This is a genomic window from Geodermatophilus telluris, from assembly GCF_900102745.1.
GTDB classification, from domain to species: Bacteria; Actinomycetota; Actinomycetes; order Mycobacteriales; family Geodermatophilaceae; genus Geodermatophilus; species Geodermatophilus telluris.
In genome coordinates, this window is sequence record NZ_FMZF01000006.1 from 232,154 (window position 1) to 250,670 (window position 18,517).

At 75.5% G+C, this 18,517-nt stretch carries 13 protein-coding genes; 8 read left to right on the top strand and 5 right to left on the bottom strand.

Going from position 1 to position 18,517, the window contains the following annotated elements; translation table 11 throughout:
- Positions 1–91: 91 nt before the first annotated feature.
- The gene (locus tag BLQ97_RS19000) at positions 92–2,416 is read right to left on the bottom strand and encodes a transketolase-like TK C-terminal-containing protein (protein WP_091367668.1); all 2,325 of its coding nucleotides are present in this window, start codon (positions 2,414–2,416) and stop codon (positions 92–94) included.
- Positions 2,417–2,487: 71 nt separating this feature from the next.
- On the opposite strand from BLQ97_RS19000, the gene BLQ97_RS19005 reads away from it, so the two are divergent.
- Positions 2,488–2,871, top strand: coding sequence for a nuclear transport factor 2 family protein (locus tag BLQ97_RS19005; RefSeq protein ID WP_091367669.1), 384 nt, complete (start codon positions 2,488–2,490; stop codon positions 2,869–2,871).
- Positions 2,872–2,938: 67 nt separating this feature from the next.
- Here BLQ97_RS19005 and BLQ97_RS19010 read toward each other — a convergent pair whose 3' ends face one another.
- From BLQ97_RS19010 to BLQ97_RS19020, 3 genes are read right to left on the bottom strand one after another with little or no spacing between them, the layout of a single operon-like run.
- Positions 2,939–3,964 (bottom strand): NAD(P)-dependent alcohol dehydrogenase, encoded by a 1,026-nt coding sequence (locus BLQ97_RS19010; protein WP_091367671.1) that lies wholly within the window; start codon positions 3,962–3,964, stop codon positions 2,939–2,941.
- Positions 3,961–4,746 carry an iron-sulfur cluster assembly protein gene (locus BLQ97_RS19015; RefSeq protein WP_091367673.1) on the bottom strand — a complete coding sequence of 262 codons (786 nt, stop codon included), beginning with the start codon at positions 4,744–4,746 and terminating at the stop codon, positions 3,961–3,963. Before BLQ97_RS19015 ends, BLQ97_RS19010 begins: the two co-directional genes overlap by 4 nt.
- Positions 4,746–5,789 carry an amidohydrolase family protein gene (locus tag BLQ97_RS19020; RefSeq protein WP_091367674.1) on the bottom strand — a complete coding sequence of 348 codons (1,044 nt, stop codon included), beginning with the start codon at positions 5,787–5,789 and terminating at the stop codon, positions 4,746–4,748. The genes BLQ97_RS19015 and BLQ97_RS19020 overlap by 1 nt, the downstream gene beginning before the upstream one ends.
- Positions 5,790–5,984: 195 nt before the next feature.
- Here BLQ97_RS19020 and BLQ97_RS19025 point away from each other — a divergent pair, with 195 nt between their 5' ends.
- From BLQ97_RS19025 to BLQ97_RS19045, 5 genes are all read left to right on the top strand, one after another.
- A complete protein-coding gene (locus BLQ97_RS19025; protein ID WP_217637273.1) occupies positions 5,985–7,457 on the top strand; it encodes an AAA-type ATPase lid domain-containing protein in 1,473 nt (490 codons plus the stop codon).
- A 72-nt stretch (positions 7,458–7,529) separates the two neighbouring features.
- Positions 7,530–9,587 (top strand): phosphate acetyltransferase, encoded by a 2,058-nt coding sequence (gene pta / locus BLQ97_RS19030; RefSeq protein ID WP_091367676.1) that lies wholly within the window; start codon positions 7,530–7,532, stop codon positions 9,585–9,587.
- 13 nt (positions 9,588–9,600) lie between these two features.
- Positions 9,601–10,797, top strand: a complete 1,197-nt coding sequence (locus BLQ97_RS19035) for an acetate/propionate family kinase (RefSeq protein WP_091367678.1) — start codon at positions 9,601–9,603, stop codon at positions 10,795–10,797.
- 87 nt (positions 10,798–10,884) lie between these two features.
- Positions 10,885–12,192 carry a sensor histidine kinase gene (locus BLQ97_RS19040; protein WP_091367681.1) on the top strand — a complete coding sequence of 436 codons (1,308 nt, stop codon included), beginning with the start codon at positions 10,885–10,887 and terminating at the stop codon, positions 12,190–12,192.
- A complete protein-coding gene (locus BLQ97_RS19045; RefSeq protein ID WP_245692463.1) occupies positions 12,189–12,824 on the top strand; it encodes a response regulator in 636 nt (211 codons plus the stop codon). The genes BLQ97_RS19040 and BLQ97_RS19045 overlap by 4 nt, the downstream gene beginning before the upstream one ends.
- A gap of 4 nt (positions 12,825–12,828) precedes the next feature.
- On the opposite strand, the gene metH is transcribed toward BLQ97_RS19045, so the two are convergent.
- Positions 12,829–16,632, bottom strand: coding sequence for a methionine synthase (metH, locus tag BLQ97_RS19050; RefSeq protein ID WP_245692465.1), 3,804 nt, complete (start codon positions 16,630–16,632; stop codon positions 12,829–12,831).
- A gap of 137 nt (positions 16,633–16,769) precedes the next feature.
- Between metH and BLQ97_RS19055 the strand changes: the two genes are divergently transcribed.
- A complete protein-coding gene (locus tag BLQ97_RS19055) occupies positions 16,770–17,633 on the top strand; it encodes a PAC2 family protein (RefSeq protein WP_091367687.1) in 864 nt (287 codons plus the stop codon).
- A 130-nt stretch (positions 17,634–17,763) separates the two neighbouring features.
- Entirely contained in the window at positions 17,764–18,513 is a 750-nt protein-coding gene (locus BLQ97_RS19060; RefSeq protein WP_091367689.1) for a potassium channel family protein, read from the top strand.
- The last annotated feature ends 4 nt before the right edge of the window (positions 18,514–18,517 follow it).

The following is an 18,517-nucleotide window of genomic DNA, read 5'->3' on the forward strand; positions in this document are numbered from 1 at the left end:
TCTGGGCCACCGCCGGGGAGGCAGTCGTGGTCGGCGACACGGGCGGACACGCCGTGCCCGGCGACCACGACTGCCTCTTCGGCCGGAGAGGTCAGTCGACCAGGTCCAGCGCGGCGCCCACCAGCGAGTCGACGTCGAGGCCGTGGGAGCGGTACACGCTGTCGAGGTCGCCGGACTGCCCGAAGCGGGTCACGCCCAGGTGGGTGGCCGGCACGCCGCGCACCCCGGCCAGGAACGCCAGCGTGTGCGGGTGGCCGTCGAGCACGGTGACCAGCGGCGTGGCCCGCTCGGCGGGGAACACCGCGTCGAGCACCCAGCCGGGCGCCTCGTCCAGCCCGCGGCGGGCCTGCACCGCCCGGAACAGCAGGTCGGGGCTGGTCACGACGACGACGTCGGCGGGGAAGCCGAGCCCGTCGAGCCGCTCGGCGGCGGCCAGCGCCTCGGGGACGACGGCGCCCACCGCGGCGAGGGTGACCGCCGGGCGCGGCACCCGCCGCAGCGGGTAGGCGCCGGCCACGACCTGGCGGCGGCGCCGCTCGCGGGCCGCGGGGTCGGCCGGGACGGCGGCCAGCGCCTGGTCCACCGGCCGGGTGGAGAGCCGGACGTAGGAGCTCGACCCGCCCGGCCGCCCCATCTGCCCGAGCGCGGCCAGCAGGCACCACTCGGTGTCCAGGGCGAACGCCGGCTCGTAGGACAGGCAGCCGGGCTGCTCCAGCCCGATCGACGGCGTGGTGATCGACTGGTGCGCACCGCCCTCGGGGGCCAGCGTGACCCCGGAGGGCGTGCCCACCAGCAGCGACTGCCCGCCGGCGTAGACCGTGAACGACCACGGCTCCAGCGCCCGCTCGACGAACGGGTCGTAGAGGACGCCGACCGGCAGCAGCGGCTGCCCCCACCGCGACCAGGTGGCGCCCAGCTCGCCGATCGCGCCGACCAGGTTGGTCTCGGCGATGCCGAGCTCCACGTGCTGGCCCGACGGCCGCTCCCGCCAGTGCAGGATCGTCTCGGCGTCGTCGGCGAACCAGTCGCGGCGGTCCTCGTGCGACCACACGCCCACCTTGTTCACCCAGCCGCCGAGGTTGGTCGAGCTCGACACGTCGGGGCTGACGGTCACCACCCGCCGGCCCACCTCGGGCGCGGCCCGGTTGAGGTCGAGCAGCGTGCGGCCCAGCGCCGCCTGCGTCGTCGCCGTCCCCGACGGGGTGCGGCCGAGGTCGGCCGGCACCGGCGGCGGCACCTGGGGCGCGACGTCGGTGCGCCGCAGCCGGCCGGCGGCCGCGGCGAGCAGCCGGCCGGGCGCGCTGTCGGCGGGGAAGCCCGCCCAGGGATCGGCCGGGTCGACGCCGACGTGCCCGGCCAGCTCGTGCAGCTGGGCCTCGGTGAGCAGCGCGGAGTGGTTCTGCGGGTGGCCCTCGGTGGCCAGCCCGTAGCCCTTGAGCGTGTAGGCGATGACCACGGTGGGCCGGGTGTCGTCGATCCGGGTGAACGCCTGGCGCAGCGCGGCGAGGTCGTGGCCACCGAGGTTGCGCACCGCGGCCACCAGCTCGTCGTCGGGCACGCCGGCGACGAGCGCGGCGACGTCGTCCGCGCCGGGCCCCTCCCCGGGCAGCGTCCGGCGGACCTCGTCGGGGGTGCGGCGCAGCATCCGCTGGTACTCGGCGTTGCTCATCCCGTCGATGCGGTCGCGCAGCGCCGGCCCTCCGGGGCGGGTGAACAGCCCCTCGAGCAGCGCGCCGTACTTGACGGTGAGCACTTGCCAGCCGGCGGCGGCGAACATGCCCTGCAGCCGGGTGGCGCCCATCGTGGGGACGACGCGGTCGAGCGACTGCCGGTTGAGGTCGACCACCCACACGACCTCACCGAGCTCGGCCACCATCGGGTCGAGGACGGCCTCCCACACCGCGCCCTCGTCGAGCTCGGCGTCGCCGACCAGCGACCACTGCCGGCCCGTCCCGCCGGCGCCGAACTGGGTGTTGACGTAGCGGCGGGCCAGCGCGCCCCAGATCGGGGCGGTGGCGCCGATGCCGACCGAGCCGGTCGAGTAGTCGGCCGGGACGGGGTCCTTCAGGCGCGAGGGGTAGGACTGCAGCCCGCCGAACGCGCGCAGCGTGGTCAGCCAGGAGGCGTCGAGCTGCCCGAGCAGGAACTCCAGGGCGTGCAGCACCGGGGAGGCGTGCGGCTTGACGCTCACCCGGTCGTCGGCGCGCAGGTGCTCCAGCCACAGCGCCGTCATGATCGTCACCATCGACGCGCTGGAGGCCTGGTGGCCGCCCACCTTCAGGCCCGAGGGGTCGGTCCGCACCCGGTTGGCGTGGTCCACCACCGCCGTCGCCAGCCACAGCACGCGCTGCTCGACCTCCCGCAGCGCGGCGTCGTCGGAGCCGGTCGCGGGCGGTCGCGGGGCGGTGAGCGTCATGGTCTCTCCTGTCGGACGGTGGGGCACCAGGATGGCGGGTGCCCGCGCCGCCGTCGCGAGAGGACCCGCCCATGACCACGGACCCGTCCCCGACCGCAGACCCGTCCGCACCGGACCGCGCGGCGCGGCTGCGCGCGCTGTACCGGGCCTTCACCGCCCGCGACCTCGACGCGGTGCTGGCCGCGATGAGCCCCGACGTCGACTGGCCCAACGGCTGGGAGGGCGGCCGCGTGCACGGGCACGACGGCGTGCGCGCCTACTGGGAGCGGCAGTGGGCGCAGATCCGGCCCCTGCTGCGGCCGACCGGCGTGCAGGAGCGGCCCGACGGCTCGGTGGCGGTGACCGTGGCGATGACCGTGCGCGACCCCGGCGGCACGGTGCTGTCGCGGGAGACCGTGCGGCACGTGTACCGCTTCGCCGGCGACCTCGTGCGGCGGATGGACGTCGAGCGGTAGGACGTCGAGCGGGTGGACGTCGAGCAGTGGGCCCCGGCCGGCGGTCCGGCCGGGGCCCACCCGGTGCTCACGGCACGAGGATCGCGCGCCCCCGCACCTTGCCGGCATCGAGGTCGCGGATGGCGTCCACGGCCCGGTCCAGCGGGTACTGCTGGGTGTGCAGGGTGACCTTCCCGGCCTGGGCGAGCACCATCAGCTCGGCCAGGTCGGTGTAGGTGCCGACGATGTTGCCGACGACGTTCTTCTCGCCGGCGACGAACTCCAGCGTCGGGATGCGCAGCTCGCCGCCGTAGCCGATGACGTAGAGCGAGCCGGCCGGGGCGGTCATGTGCCAGCCGTCCGTCTCCGCGCCCTGCTCGGCGACGAAGTCGAAGACGACGTCCGCGCCGCCGCCGGTGAGCTCCTGCACCGCCTGCACCTGGTCGCCGTCGGCGACCACGGTCTCGTCCGCCCCGATCTGGCGGGCGAGCTCGAGCGCCTCGGGGTTGCGGTCGACGACGACCACCCGGGTGCCCGACAGCGCGGCCAGGCACTGCACGCCGATGTGGCCGAGCCCGCCCGCGCCCTGCACGACCGCCGTCGTGCCCGGGTGCAGCAGCGGCAGCGCCTTGCGCACGGCGTGGTAGGCGGTGATGCCGGCGTCGGCGAGCGCGGCGACGTCCGCCGGGTTGGTCGACGGGTCGAGCTTCACGCAGGCACGGGCCGTGGTGCGCAGGTACTCGGCCATGCCGCCGTCGTCGTTGCTCAGCCCGGGGAAGAAGGCGTGCTCGCACTGCATGTCGCGGCCGGCGCGGCAGGCCAGGCACAGCCCGCAGCTCGGCTGCGGGTGCAGGATCACGGTGTCCCCGACGGCGACGTTGGTGACCCCCTCCCCCACCTGGTGCACCCAGCCGGCGTTCTCGTGCCCGATCACGTAGGGCAGCTCGGGGTTCTGGATGTCGGCCCACTGGCCCTCGAGGATGTGCAGGTCGGTGCGGCACACCCCCGCCCCGCCGATCTTGACGATGACGTCGAGGGGTCCCTGGAGCTGCGGCTCCGGGACGTCGTCGATGCGGGGGTCGACGTGGTACTCGTGCACGCGGACGGCCTTCATGAGCGCACCTCCAGGGGCAGCAGGGGACGGTCCTCGGGTCGGGGCGTCTGGTCGGCCTCGGACCCGGGGTAGCGGGTGGTGAGCAGGCCGCGGCAGAAGTGCGCGTTGCCGTCGACCGAGATGCGCACCGAGCGGGCCCGGCGCAGGAAGTGCGCCGCGGCGTCGCCGGCGGGGCGGGTGCCGTCGGCCTCGACCAGCACCGGGGACGCGGGGTCCAGCGGCAGGCCCACCGCGGCCCGGCGGCGCAGCAGCGCCCCGGTGGTGGGCTCCCCCGCCGGCAGGTCGCCCAGGGTGAGCGCGGCGACGTCGACGGCCGGGTCGAGCCGGAGCAGGGCGGTGACCGCCCGCTCCATCGCGGCGGTGTGCGCCTTGCGGGTGAAGGTCGCCCGCAGCTCGTCGAGCGACTGCTCCGCCTCGTGCCCGAAGGTGCCCCGGTAGCCCAGGCCCGCGGCCAGGCCGCGGTTGATCAGCTCGGAGTCGTGGTGGTCGTCGAGCTCGACAACCACCCGCGCCACCCCGGGCAGGCCCGAGACCGCGTCGTGGGCGTCGGAGACCATCAGCCAGGCGAAGTTGGGCGCACAGAACGAGGTGGGCAGCCGCAGGTGCACCTCGACGCGCACCCCGTCGTCGGTGTCGTCGTCGGTGTCGTCGACCGCCACCGAGCGGACGAAGCCGACGTCGGTGATCGGCTCGTCGAGCTCGGGGTCGACGACGGTGCCGAGCGCCGCGCGCACCGCCGCCTCGTCGACCCGGGCGGCCCGGGCGGGGAGGACGGCCGTCATCAGACGCTCGCCAGGTCGGCCGCGGCCGGCTCGCGCGGGCCGGTCGGGGTCTCGTCGGCCTCGGCCACCTGCAGGTGCTCGGGCACGGGCAGGTCGTAGAGGCGGGCGGCGTTGAGGCCGAGCACCTTCTTCTTCTGCGCGGTGGTGATCGGCGAGTACTCGGTCATGTCCTCGGGGATCTGGAAGTCCACGAACCGCTCGACCAGCCACTTCGGCGTCCAGAGGGCGTAGTCGCTGGAGAACAGGATCCGGTCCTCGCCGATCCAGTAGAGGAGCTCACCCATGATCTGGGCGAAGTAGCGCGGCCGGGTGTGGATGAACGGCATCGCGACGGCCAGGCCGCCGTAGACGTTGGGCTCCTGGGTGGCGATCCAGCAGAAGTCCTCCAGCCGCGGCAGCCCGACGTGCTCCACGACGAAGTTCAGGTCGGTGAAGTCGGTGGCGGCGTGGTCGACGTCGGCGACGTCGAAGGCGTCGCGGTCCAGCGGGCGGATGGTGGGGCCCTTGTGGATGTGGATGTTGCGGATGCCCAGCTCGCGACAGGCCTCGAAGTAGCGGTAGGCCATCGGGTCGGTGAGCTTCCAGCCGCGGGACTCGCCGTGCCAGTCGGCGGTGTAGAGCTTCACGCCCTTGAGGTGCATGCGCTCGGCGTTCTCGCGCAGCTTCTCCAGCCCGTTCTCGCCGTCGCGCGGGTCCCAGTAGTGGTTGTAGGTGAGCTTGTCCGGGTGGGCCTGGGCGAGGGCGAACGCCTCCTCGGTCTGGCCGAAGCCCCGGTGGTAGAACTCCGCCAGCCGGGCGGGCTGGAAGATCGCGTGGTCGACGATGCCGTCGACGAACACGTCGCGCATCAGCCGCTCGCCGCCCTGGTAGAGGTACTCCTCGTAGCCCCAGGTCTCCGACTCCGGCGACAGGTTGCGGTGGTAGTCGTAGAAGCAGTCGATGAACTGCTTGCCGTGCACGTTGCGCTGGTTCTCGGGACGGGCGTCCCACAGCGCGATGTGGGCGTCCACGACGTGGTACTGCTCGCCGTCCTTGCTGTACATCCGTGGCCTCCGTCGGCTCGGTGTGAGTGGGGTCACTACCTGGGGCCGACGCTAGGCAGCCGCGGCGGGGCGGCACAGCCGCCGGGTGTCTCACTTCGGGACAGCCGCCCGCTCGCTGGACCGCGTACATTCGGTGGTCTGCGCCACACGCCGCGCGGCCCGTCGTGGCCGGCCTCCCAGCACCGGAGGGACCCCGTGGACGACCTGCCGGCCCGCAGCCTCGCCGACCCCGAGCTCGCCGCCCGCGCCGCCGCACCACGGCTGCGCGCGTCGTGGCACCGCAGCCAGGACTACGGCGTGCCGCCCGACGAGGTCATCCCCGTCTTCACCGGCTCCCCCGACACCGGCTCGCTGCTCTACGAGTGCGCCCACCGGGTGCTCACCGACCTGCAGGCGACCATCGCCAACGAGCCGGTGAGCCTGATGGTCGCCGACTCCGAGGGGCTGGTGCTCGCCCGGCTCGGCGACGACCGCGACATCCGGCGCTCGCTGGACCGGGTGCACCTGGCCCCCGGGTTCACCTACAGCGAGCGCAACGCCGGCACCAACGGCCTGGGCCTGTCGCTGGCCGACCGCGCGCCGTCGCTGGTGCGCGCCGGCGACCACTACGTCACCGACCTGCGCGGCTACACCTGCGCGGCCGCCCCCGTGCTCGAGCCGCTCACCGGGCAGCTGGCCGGCAGCATCAACCTGACCACCTGGTCGGAGTCGTCCTCGGAGCTGCTGCTCGGCCTGGCGCAGACCGCCGCGTCGGCCACCAGCGCGCTCATGCTCGTGCGGGCCGGCGGCCGCACCGTCCGGCCCGCGCCGCGCGGTGAGGTGTTCTCCGTCGTCCGCGGGTCCGCCGCCGGGGACGACGTCGGCGACCCGTGCGCGTCGGCCGGCTGGCGGTCCGCGCTCGACGAGGCCGCGGGCGCCGTCGCGGCCGGGCGGGTGCTCACCGTCCTCGGCGAGCCCGGCGCGGGCAAGGCGACGCTGGCCGCGCTGGCCCGGCGCCGGGTGGCGGCGCGGCAGCGGCTGCTGCACGCCCGCGCGCCGGAGGGCGGGGACGTCGCGGCCTGGCTGGAGCTGTGGACGCCGGAGCTGCGCGACCCGGGCACCTGCGTGATCGTCTCGGGCCTGCCGCACCTGCCCGCGTGGGCCGCCGGCGACCTCGCCCGCACCCTGGCCGCCGCCCGCCGGGCCGGCCGGCCGCAGCCGTTCGTGCTGTCGGCGCCGGAGTTCGCCGCGCTGCCCGACCCGCTCGCCCGGCTGGCCGACGCGGTCGTGGAGGTGCCGCCGCTGCGGGCCCGCGCCGAGGACGTGCTGCCGCTGGCCGGCCTGTTCGCCCGCCAGGAGCGGCACCGCGCCGTCGCCCTCACCCCGCGGGCGGCCCGCGCGCTGACCGGCTGCCCGTGGCCGGGCAACGTGCGCCAGCTGCGCCGGGTGGTGCGCGACGCCGCCGCCCGCGCCGACGTCGTCGACGTCCACCACCTCGCGCCGGAGGTGCTCGACGGCGGCAGCCGGCCGCTGTCGCGGCTCGAGCGGCTGGAGCGCGACGAGATCGTCCGGTGCCTGACCGAGCCGGGGACGACGATGACCCGGGTCGCCGAGGAGCTCGGGATCGGCCGGGCCACCCTCTACCGCAAGATCGCCCAGTACAAGATCGCGGTCCCGAAGGCCGGCTGAGCCCGCCCGCTCCGGACGCCGCCCCGCCGCCGCGCCCCTAGGGTCGCGGGCAGGGGGCGGAGGGAGACGAGGGTGTCGGACGGGCTCTACCTCACCGGCTGCGAGCCGGCGACCGGCAAGTCGGCCGTGGCCCTGGGGGTGTTCGAGCTGCTGGCGCGGCGGGTCGGCCGGCTCGGCGTGTTCCGCCCGGTGGTGTCCACCCGCGACGGCGCCGACCCGGTGGTGGACCTGCTGCTGCCGCGCTCCCCCACCGCGCTGCCCGAGGAGGCCTGCGTCGGGGTGCCCTACGCCGACGTGCTGGCCGACGAGGACCGGGCGCTGTCGGAGATCGTCGCCCGCTACCGGGCGCTGGCGGCGCGCTGCGACCGGGTGCTGGTCGTCGGCTCGGACTTCAGCGAGGCCGGTGCCTCCCGCGAGCTGGCGCTCAACGCCCGCATCGCGGCCAACCTCGGCCTGCCGGTGCTGTGCGTCGTCTCCGGCCGCGACCGCGACCCCGGTGACGTGGCGGTGGCCGTCGGCGTGGGCGAGACCGCGGTGCGGGCGGCCGGCGGCGAGGTGGTCGCGGTCGTGGCCAACCGGGTGCCGCCGCGGCTGCTGCCGGCGGTCCGCGAGCGGGTCGGCGGCCGCGCGGTGCCGGTGTACGTGCTGCCCGAGGCGCCGGTGCTCACCGCGCCCACCGTGGCCGAGGTGGCGCGGGCCTGCGCCGCGCGGGTGCTGGCCGGCGACGAGGCGGCGCTGGGCCGGGAGACCTCCGGCGTGCTGGTAGCGGCCATGACCATCCCCAACCTGCTCGAGCGGCTGGTCGACGACGTCGTGGTGATCACCCCGGGCGACCGCGCCGACGTCGTCCTCGGGGTGCTCGCCGCGCACCTGTCCGGCGGGCTGCCCGCCCCGGCCGGGCTGGTGCTCACCGGCGGCATCGAGCCCGCCGCGTCGGTGATGCGGCTGGTCGAGCGGCTGCCGGCCGTCGTCCCCGTGGTGGTCACCGACGAGGACACCTACGCGACCGCCACGCTGGCCGGGTCGGTGCCCGGCCGGATCGGCCCCGGGGCGCCGCGCAAGGTGGACGTCGCGCTGGCGCTGGTGGAGGAGCACGTCGACGGCGCGGAGCTGCTCGACCGCACCGCGGTCGCGCGGCCGCGGGTGACCACGCCGCTGATGTTCGAGTACGAGCTGCTCGACCGGGCCCGCGCCGACCGCCGCCACGTCGTCCTCCCGGAGGGCACCGACGAGCGGGTGCTGCGGGCCGCCGAGCGGCTGCTGCGCCGCGGCGTCGTCGACCTGACCCTGCTCGGCGACGCCGGGGAGGTGCGCGCCGCGGCCGCCCGCGCCGGCGTCGACGTCGCCGGGGCGCGGCTGCTCGACCCGTGCGAGCCCGACCTGCGCGAGCGCCTCGCCGTGGAGTACGCGCGGCGGCGGGCGCACCGCGGCGTGACCATGGACGCCGCCCGCGACCTGGTCGTCGACGTCTCCTACGCGGGCACCCTGATGGTCGCCCTGGGCCTGGCCGACGGCATGGTCTCCGGCGCCACGCACACCACCGCGCAGACCATCCGCCCGGCGCTGGAGCTGATCCGGACCACCGAGGGGGTCTCGCTGGTCTCCAGCGTGTTCTTCATGTGCCTGGCCGACCGGGTGGTCGTCTACGGCGACTGCGCGGTCAACGTGCACCCCAGCGCCGAGCAGCTCGCCGAGATCGCGGTCACCTCGGCGCGCACGGCGGACCGCTTCGGCGTCGAGCCGCGGGTGGCGATGCTGTCCTACTCCACCGGCAGCTCGGGCAGCGGCGAGGACGTCGAGCGGGTGCGCGCGGCCACCGAGCTGGTGCGCGCCCGCGCCCCCGGGCTGCCGGTGGAGGGGCCGATCCAGTACGACGCCGCCGTCGACGCCGGGGTGGCGCGCACCAAGCTGCCCACCAGCGAGGTGGCCGGGCGGGCCACCGTGTTCGTCTTCCCCGACCTCAACACCGGCAACAACACCTACAAGGCGGTGCAGCGCAGCGCGGGCGCGGTGGCCGTCGGCCCGGTGCTGCAGGGGCTGCGCCGGCCGGTCAACGACCTCTCCCGCGGCGCGACGGTGCAGGACATCGTCAACACGGTGGCGATCACGGCGATCCAGGCGCAGTCGTGAGCGGGGCGCAGTCGTGAACGGGCGGGTGTTGGTCGTCAACTGCGGCTCGTCGTCGCTGAAGTACCGGCTGGTCGACGTCGGCGCGGTGCAGGCGCTGGCGTGGGGACTGGCCGAGCGCGTCGGGCAGCCCTCGGGCCGGCTCACCCACTCCCGGGCGGGCGCGGAGCCAGCGGTGGTGGAGCAGCCGCTGCCCGACCACGCCGGCGCGCTCGCCGCCGCGCTGCAGGCCTTCGAGCACGCCGGGCCGTCACTGGCCGACGCCGGCCTGACCGCCGTCGCGCACCGGGTGGTGCACGGCGGCGACCGCTTCTCCGCGCCCGTGCGCATCGACGATGACGTCGTCCGCGCGGTGCGCGAGCTGGCCACGCTGGCGCCGCTGCACAACCCGGTCAACGCCGTGGGCATCGAGGTGGCCCGGCGCGCCTTCCCCGGCCTGCCGCACGTGGCGGTGTTCGACACCGCCTTCCACGCCACGCTGCCACCGCACGCGCACACCTACGCCGTGCCGCCGCAGTGGGCCCGCGACCACGGGGTGCGCCGCTACGGCTTCCACGGCACCTCGCACGCCTACGTCTCCCGCGCCGCCGCCGAGCTGCTCGACCGGCCGCCGGCCGAGACCAACACCGTGGTGCTGCACCTGGGCAACGGGGCCAGCGCCAGCGCCGTCGCCGGGGGCCGCAGCGTGGAGACCTCCATGGGCATGACGCCGCTGGAGGGGCTGGTCATGGGCACCCGCTCCGGTGACCTCGACCCCGCCGTCGTCGCGCACCTGCACCGGGTGGCGGGGCTGTCCCCGGAGGAGGTGGACCGGGCGCTGAACTCCTCCAGCGGGATGCTGGCGCTGGCCGGCACCAACGACCTGCGGGAGGTGCACCGGCGCATCGCAGACGGCGACGAGGCGGCCGCGCTGGCCCTCGACGTGTTCTGCCACCGGGTGCGCAAGTACGTGGGCGCCTACCTGGCGGTGCTGGGCCGCACCGACGCGATCGCCTTCACCGGCGGCATCGGCGAGAACGACCCGGTGGTGCGGTCCCGCTCGCTGGCCGGCCTGGAGGCGCTGGGCATCCGGCTCGACGAGCAGCGCAACGCCGTCCGCGCCCCGGGCGGGCGGCGGGTGTCGGCCGACGACAGCCCGGTCGCCGTGCTCGTCGTCCCCACCGACGAGGAGCTGGAGATGGCCCGGCAGACGGTGGCCCTGCTCGCCGGCTGACCGCGACGCCGTGTCGGGGAAGCCCGACAGCGGACCGGCCGGGCAGCAGGATGGGACCGTGACCGTCCCGCCGCCAGGCTCGTCGGCATGAGCACCGACACCGCCGTCCTGCCACCGATGACACCCGCAGCGCCCGACCCGGCCCGCCCGCGCGACCGGCTGCGCGCCCTCGGCGTGGACACCGCCTACGCCCTCGCCGGCTTCCCCGTCGCCACCGTCGCCTTCGTCGTCGTGGTGACCGGCCTGTCCCTCGGCGCGGGGCTCCTGGTCGTCTGGGTCGGGCTGGCCGTGCTGGCCGGCACCCTGCTCGCCGCGCGCGGCCTGGCCGGTGTCGAGCGGGCCTGGCTGCCCGCGGTCCTCGGCACGCCGCTGCCCCGGCCGGCCTACCGGCCCGCCGAGGGCGGCGCCGTCCGCCGGCTGCTGACGCCGGTGCGCGACCCGCAGACCTGGCTGGACGCGCTGCACGCGCTGGTCCGCTTCCCGCTGGCGGTGCTGGCGTTCAGCGTGACGGTGAGCTGGTGGGCCGTGGCGCTCGGCGGCCTGAGCTACGGGCTGTGGGACTGGGCGCTGCCGCGCGACGAGGGCAACCAGGACCTGCTCGAGCTGGTGGGCCTGGAGAGCTCGCCGTTCCGGCGCATCCTGCTCTACACGGTGATCGGGGCGCTGTTCGCGCTGCTGCTGCCGCTCGTCGTCCGCGCGGTCGCGCTGCTGCAGGCCCAGCTCGGGCGGGTGCTGCTCACCGGCCGGGCCGCCACCCAGGCCGAGCTCGGCCGGCTGGCCGGGGGCCGCGACGCCGCCGTCGCCGCCGAGGCCGTGGCGCTGCGGCGGCTCGAGCGCGACATCCACGACGGGCCGCAGCAGCACCTGGTCCGCCTGGGCATGGACCTCTCCCGCGCCCGGCGCCAGCTCGACCGCGACCCGGACGCCGCGCGCGCCACGCTCGGCGAGGCCGCCGACCTGGCCCGGGAGGCGCTGGAGGAGCTGCGGGCGCTGTCCCGGGGCATCGCGCCGCCGGTGCTCGCCGACCGCGGCCTGGCCGCCGCGCTGGCCGCCGTCGCGGCGCGGTCCCCGGTGCCCGTCGAGCTGGCCGTCGACCTGCCCCGCGAGCGGCTGGCGCCGGTGGTGGAGAACACCGCCTACTTCGTGGTCAGCGAGGCGCTGGCCAACGTGGCCAAGCACAGCGGCGCGACCGCCTGCCAGGTCGTCGTGGTCGCCGCGGGCCCAGCGCTGCGCGTCACCGTGGAGGACGACGGCCCCGGCGGGGCGGTGCCGGTGCCCGGGCACGGCCTGGCCGGGCTCGCCGACCGGCTGCGCGCCGTCGACGGCGTGCTCACCGTCGACAGCCCGGCCGGCGGCCCCACCCGGCTGGTCGCGGAGCTGCCGTGCGGGTCGTGATCGCCGACGACTCGGTGCTGCTCCGCGAGGGGCTGGTGCGCCTGGTCGAGGAGGAGGGCAGCGAGGTGGTCGCCGTCGTCGGCGACGGCCCCTCGCTGGTCCGGGCGGTGGCCGAGCACCGCCCCGACGTCGCCGTGGTCGACGTCCGGATGCCCCCCACGCACACCGACGAGGGGCTGCGCGCCGCCGTCGAGGCGCGCGCCGCCGTCCCCGGGACGGCGGTGCTGGTGCTGTCGCAGTACGTCGAGGTGGCCTACGCTGACGAGCTGCTCGCCGACGGCCGCGGCGGGGTCGGCTACCTGCTCAAGGACCGGGTGGCCGACCTCGACGCCTTCCTCGCCGCGCTCACCGGCGTCGCGGCCGGCGGCACGGTGCTCGACCCGCAGGTGGTCGCCCAGCTGTTCGCCCGCCGCCGCGCCGACGACCCGGTGCGCCGGCTGACCCCCCGCGAGCGGGAGGTGCTGGAGCTCGTCGCCGAGGGGCACTCCAACGCCGCGATCGCCCGCCGGCTGGTGGTCAGCGGCGGCGCGGTGGAGAAGCACACCCAGCGGATCTTCGCCAAGCTCGGCCTGGCCCCCGACGAGGACCGCAACAGCCGCGTGCTGGCCACCCTCGCCTACCTGCGCTCCTGACCGGCTACTCGGCGTCCGTGCGGTAGCCGAGGTTGGGCGAGAGCCAGCGCTCGGCCTCGGCGAGGGTCCAGCCCTTGCGCCGCGCGTAGTCCTCGACCTGGTCGCGGCCCAGCCGGCCGAGCACGAAGTACCGCGACTCGGGGTGGGAGAGGTAGAGGCCGCTGACCGCGGCACCCGGCCACATCGCCATCGACTCGGTCAGCTGCAGCCCGGTGGCGGCCTCGACGTCGAGCAGGTCCCAGATCGTCTGCTTCTCGGTGTGCTCGGGGCAGGCCGGGTAGCCCGGCGCCGGGCGGATGCCGCGGTAGCGCTCGGCGATGAGCGCGTCGTTGTCCAGGTGCTCGTCGGCGGCGTAACCCCACAGCTCCCGGCGCACCCGCTCGTGCAGCCGCTCGGCGAACGCCTCGGCCAGCCGGTCGGCCAGCGCCTCGAGCATGATCGCCGAGTAGTCGTCGTGCTCGGCCTTGAACGCGGCCACCCGCTCGGCCGAGCCCAGCCCGGCGGTGACGGCGAACGCGCCCACGTGGTCGCGCAGCCCCGTGGCCCGCGGCGCGACGAAGTCGGCCAGCGACTTCCGCGGGGAGCCGTCGCGGCCCTCGGTCTGCTGGCGCAGCTGATGCAGCACGGCGCGCACCGCCGTCCGCGACTCGTCGGTGTAGACCTCGACGTCCTCGGTGCCGTCCACCCGGTTGGCCGGGAACAGCCCGACGACGCCGTTGGCGGTCAGCCACCGCTCGGCGACGATCCGGTCGAGCATCGCCTGCGCGTCCGCGTAGAGCCGGCGGGCGGCCTCGCCGGTCGTGGGGTTGTGCAGGATGTCGGGGAACCGGCCGCGCATCTCCCACGCGTTGAAGAACGGCTGCCAGTCGATGTAGCCGCGCAGCTCCTCCAGCGGGTGCTCGCGGAAGACGCGCACGAACTGGGTGGCCGCCGCGTGCCGGTGGTCGCAGCCGGGGCCGGTGCACGCGTCGCGGGCCTGCCGGGCCAGCATCCGCGGCCGCGGCGGGGTGTAGGCCGACCAGTCCAGCTGCGGCGCGGCGGCGCGCGCGGCCTCCAGGGACAGCAGCGCGCGGGTGTCGGTGCGCGCCGCGTGCCGCTCGCGCAGCCCCTCGTACTCGCTCTCGACGCCGGCGAGCAGCTTGGGGCGCTGCTCGTCGGACAGCAGCGCGGCGACGACGGGCACCGACCGCGACGCGTCCTTCACCCAGATGACCGGGCCGTGGTAGCGCGGGGCCACCTTGACGGCGGTGTGCGCCCGCGAGGTCGTCGCCCCGCCGATGAGCAGCGGCACGTCGAAGCCCTGCCGCTCCATCTCCGCGGCCAGGTTCACCATCTCGTCGAGCGAGGGGGTGATCAGGCCCGAGAGGCCGATGACGTCGGCGCCCTCGGCCTTGGCGGTGTCGAGGACCTTCTGCGCCGGCACCATGACGCCGAGGTCGACGACGTCGTAGTTGTTGCACTGCAGGACCACACCGACGATGTTCTTGCCGATGTCGTGGACGTCGCCCTTGACGGTGGCCATGACGACCTTGCCGTTGCTGCGCTCGGCGTCGCCGGGCCGCTTCTCCGCCTCGATGAACGGGATGAGGTAGGCGACGGCCTTCTTCATCACCCGCGCGGACTTCACCACCTGCGGCAGGAACATCTTGCCCGCGCCGAACAGGTCGCCGACGACGTTCATGCCGTCCATCAGCGGACCCTCGATGACCTCGATGGGCCGGCCGCCGCGGGCGGCGATCTCCGCGCGCAGCTCCTCGGTGTCGGACTCGACGAACTCGTCGACGCCCTTGACCAGCGCGTGGGTGATCCGCTGCGCCACCGGCAGCGCCCGCCACTCCTCGGTCGCCGCCTCCTTCGCCGCGCCGTCCCCGGCGTAGTCGCCGGCGATCTCCAGCAGCCGCTCGGTGGCGTCGGGGCGGCGGGCCAGGACGACGTCCTCGATCCGCTCGCGCAGCTCGGCCGGGACCTCCTCGTACACCTCCAGCGCGCCGGCGTTGACGATGCCCATGTCCATGCCGGCGGCGACGGCGTGGAAGAGGAACACCGCGTGGATGGCCTCGCGCACCGGGTTGTTGCCGCGGAAGGAGAAGGAGACGTTGGAGACGCCGCCGGACACCAGCGCCCCGGGCAGGTTGTCCTTGATCCAGCGGGTGGCCTCGATGAAGTCCAGCCCGTAGCGGGCGTGCTCCTCGATGCCGGTGGCCACCGCGAACACGTTCGGGTCGAAGATCACGTCCTCGGCGGGGAAGCCGACCTGCTGGGTGAGGACGTCGTAGGCGCGCCGGCAGATCTGCTGCCGCCGCTGCAGCGTGTCGGCCTGGCCCTGCTCGTCGAAGGCCATGACGACGACGGCGGCGCCGTACCGGCGGCACAGCCGGGCCTGCTCGACGAACTCCGCCTCGCCGTTCTTCAGCGAGATCGAGTTGACGATCGACTTGCCCTGCAGCTGCTGCAGGCCCGCCTCGATGACCTCCCACTTGGAGGAGTCGACCATCACCGGCACGCGGCAGATGTCGGGCTCGGCGGCGATCAGGCGGGTGAAGCGGGTCATCGCCTCGACGCCGTCGATCATGCCCTCGTCCATGTTGACGTCGATGACCTGCGCGCCGGCCTCGACCTGCTGGCGGGCGACGGCGAGCGCGGTCGGGTAGTCGCCGTCGCGGATCAGCCGGCGGAAGCGGGCCGAGCCGGTGATGTTGGTGCGCTCGCCGACGTTGACGAACAGCGAGTCGGCGTCGACGGCCAGCGGCTCGAGGCCCGACAGGCGCAGCGCCGGCCGCCGGGCGGGCGGGGTGCGCGGCGGCAGGCCCTCGACGGCGGCGGCGATGGCCGCGACGTGCTCGGGCGTGGTGCCGCAGCAGCCGCCGACGAGGTTGACGAAGCCGTCCTCGGCGAAGCCGCGCAGCACCCCGGCGGTCTCGGCCGGCGCCTCGTCGTACTCGCCGAAGGCGTTGGGCAGCCCCGCGTTCGGGTAGCAGGAGACGAAGGTGTCGGCGACCCGGGCCAGCTCGGCGACGTAGGGCCGCATCTCCTCGGCACCCAGCGCGCAGTTGAGCCCGACGGCCAGCGGGCGGACGTGGCGCACCGAGTTCCAGAACGCCTCGGTGGTCTGCCCGGACAGGGTGCGGCCCGAGGCGTCGGTGATCGTGCCGGAGACGACCACCGGCCAGCGCCGGCCGTGCTGGTCGAACAGCGTCTCCAGCGCGAAGACCGCCGCCTTGGCGTTGAGCGTGTCGAACACGGTCTCGACCAGCAGCAGGTCGGCCCCGCCGTCGACCAGGCCCCGCGCCTGCTCCAGGTAGGCCTCGACCAGCTCGGCGAAGGTGACGTTGCGGGCACCGGGGTCGTTGACGTCGGGCGAGATGGACGCCGTCCGGCTGGTCGGGCCGATCGCGCCGGCCACCCAGCGCGGCCGGCCGGGGGTGCGCGCGGTCATCGCGTCGGCCTCGCGGCGGGCCAGCCGCGCGGCGGCCACGTTGATCTCGTACGCCAGCGCCGACATGCCGTAGTCGGCCAGCGAGATGGCGGTGGCGTTGAAGGTGTTGGTCTCGACGACGTCGGCGCCGGCCTCGAGGTACTCGCGGTGGATGCCCGCCACCAGCTCCGGCGCGGTGAGCACCAGCAGGTCGTTGTTGCCCTGGACGTCGGTGTGCCAGTCGGCGAAGCGCTCGCCGCGGTAGCCGGCCTCGCTGGGCCGGTCGCGCTGGATCGCCGTCCCCATCGCCCCGTCGAGCACGAGGATGCGCTGCTCGAGCAGGGCGGTCAGCTCCGCCGTCGCGTCGGGGCGGGGGGTGGGGGCGTCGGTCACGGGCGTCCTCGGGAGTCGGTCGGCGGCGGACGGGCCTGCTGCACGGGCAGCGGTCCCGGGCCCTGCCTTTGTTCCGCGGGTCATCCTCCCACCTCGACGTCCCGGCGGGAGGCCGCGACCGACGTAGGCTCGCAGGGGTGACCGACCCGAAGTCCGCCTCCGAGGACCTGCCCCAGCTCGACCGGCCGGTGGTGGTGGTCGCGTTCGAGGGCTGGAACGACGCCGGGGACGCCGCGACCGGGGCGCTGGAGCACCTGGAGCTCATCTGGGACGCCACCCCCCTCGCGGCGCTCGACCCCGAGGACTACTACGACTTCCAGGTCAACCGGCCCACCGTCTCCCTGGTGGGCGGCATCAGCCGGCGCATCGAGTGGCCGACCACGCGCATCTCGGTGGCCCGCCCACCGGGCAGCGACCGCGACGTCGTGCTCATCCGCGGCATCGAGCCGAACATGCGCTGGCGCGGCTTCTGCGAGGAGCTCATCGAGCTGTGCCGCGAGCTCGACGTGCAGACCGTCGTGGCCCTGGGCGCGCTGCTGGCCGACACGCCGCACACCCGCCCCACCCCGGTCACCGGATCGGCCTACGACGCCGAGTCCGCCGAGCGCTGGGGGCTGCAGACCTCCACCTACGAGGGGCCCACCGGCATCCTGGGCGTCTTCCAGGACGCCTGCGTGCAGGCCGGGCTGCCGGCGGTGAGCTTCTGGGCCGCCGTGCCGCACTACGTCTCCCAGCCGCCCTCGCCGCGGGCCACCGTGGCGCTGCTGCAGCGCGTCGAGGAGGTGCTCGAGGTCGCCGTGCCGCTCGGCGCGCTGCCCCAGCAGGCCGACGAGTGGGTGAAGACCGTCGACGAGATGGCCCAGGAGGACGCCGAGGTCGTCGAGTACGTCCGCTCGCTGGAGGAGCGGCAGACCGAGTCCGACCTGTCCCAGGCCGACGGCGACCAGATCGCCCGAGAGTTCGAGCGCTACCTGCGCCGCCGGGGCTCCTCCCCCAACTGAGCCGGTCCCGGCCGCCGCGTCGTCGTGCGGCGGCCGGTGTCCCGCGACAAGTTGGGGATAACGGTCGTGCCGGTGGTGGCGTCCCGGCTAGCGTGACCGCGACGGTCCCCGACCCCGCGACGGAGGCGGCGTGTCCATCCGGCACCGGCTGCGGCCCTTCGACGACCGCTCCCCGGCCCTGGACCGCTTCGGCGCGCTGCTCGGGCTGACCGCCGGTGCGCTGGTGACGCTGTCGCTGACCGGCGTGACCCCGGGCCGCGCGGGCACCTCGGAGTCGGTGGCCGAGGCCGTCGTCACCGTCTTCGTCGGCGCGGTGCTCCTGCTCGCGCTGCGCACCTCCGGGGTGTCCCGCCGCTGGCTGCACCCGGCCACCGTCCTCGTCGGCCTGGCCGTGGCGGTCACCGTCGTCGGCGTCGTGCTGCGGCTGCCGGTCGTGGCCGAGGAGGCGGCCGGCGCGGACTCCGGCGCGGTGCCGGTGCTGTGGATCGTGCTGTCGGCGCTGGCGCCGGTGGTGGTCATCCGGCGGCTGCTGCACCACCACGAGGTGACGCTGCGGACGGTGCAGGGCGCGGTGGCGGCCTACCTGCTGATCGCGCTGGCGTTCTTCTTCGCCTTCCTCGGCGTCGAGTCCGCGGCCGGGGACTTCTTCGGCCGCCCCGAGCCGACGACGTCGTTCATGTACTTCAGCCTGTCGACCCTGACCACCACCGGGTACGGGGACCTGGCGGCCGTCTCCCGGGTGGGCCGGCTGCTGGCGACGACCGAGGCGCTGGTGGGCCAGGTCTTCCTGGTCACCTTCGTCGCCCTGCTGGTGGGGCTGCTCGCCGAGCGCTGGCGGGACCGCCGGTCGGCCGGGGGCGGGGACGCCGAGCGCCCCTGAGCCC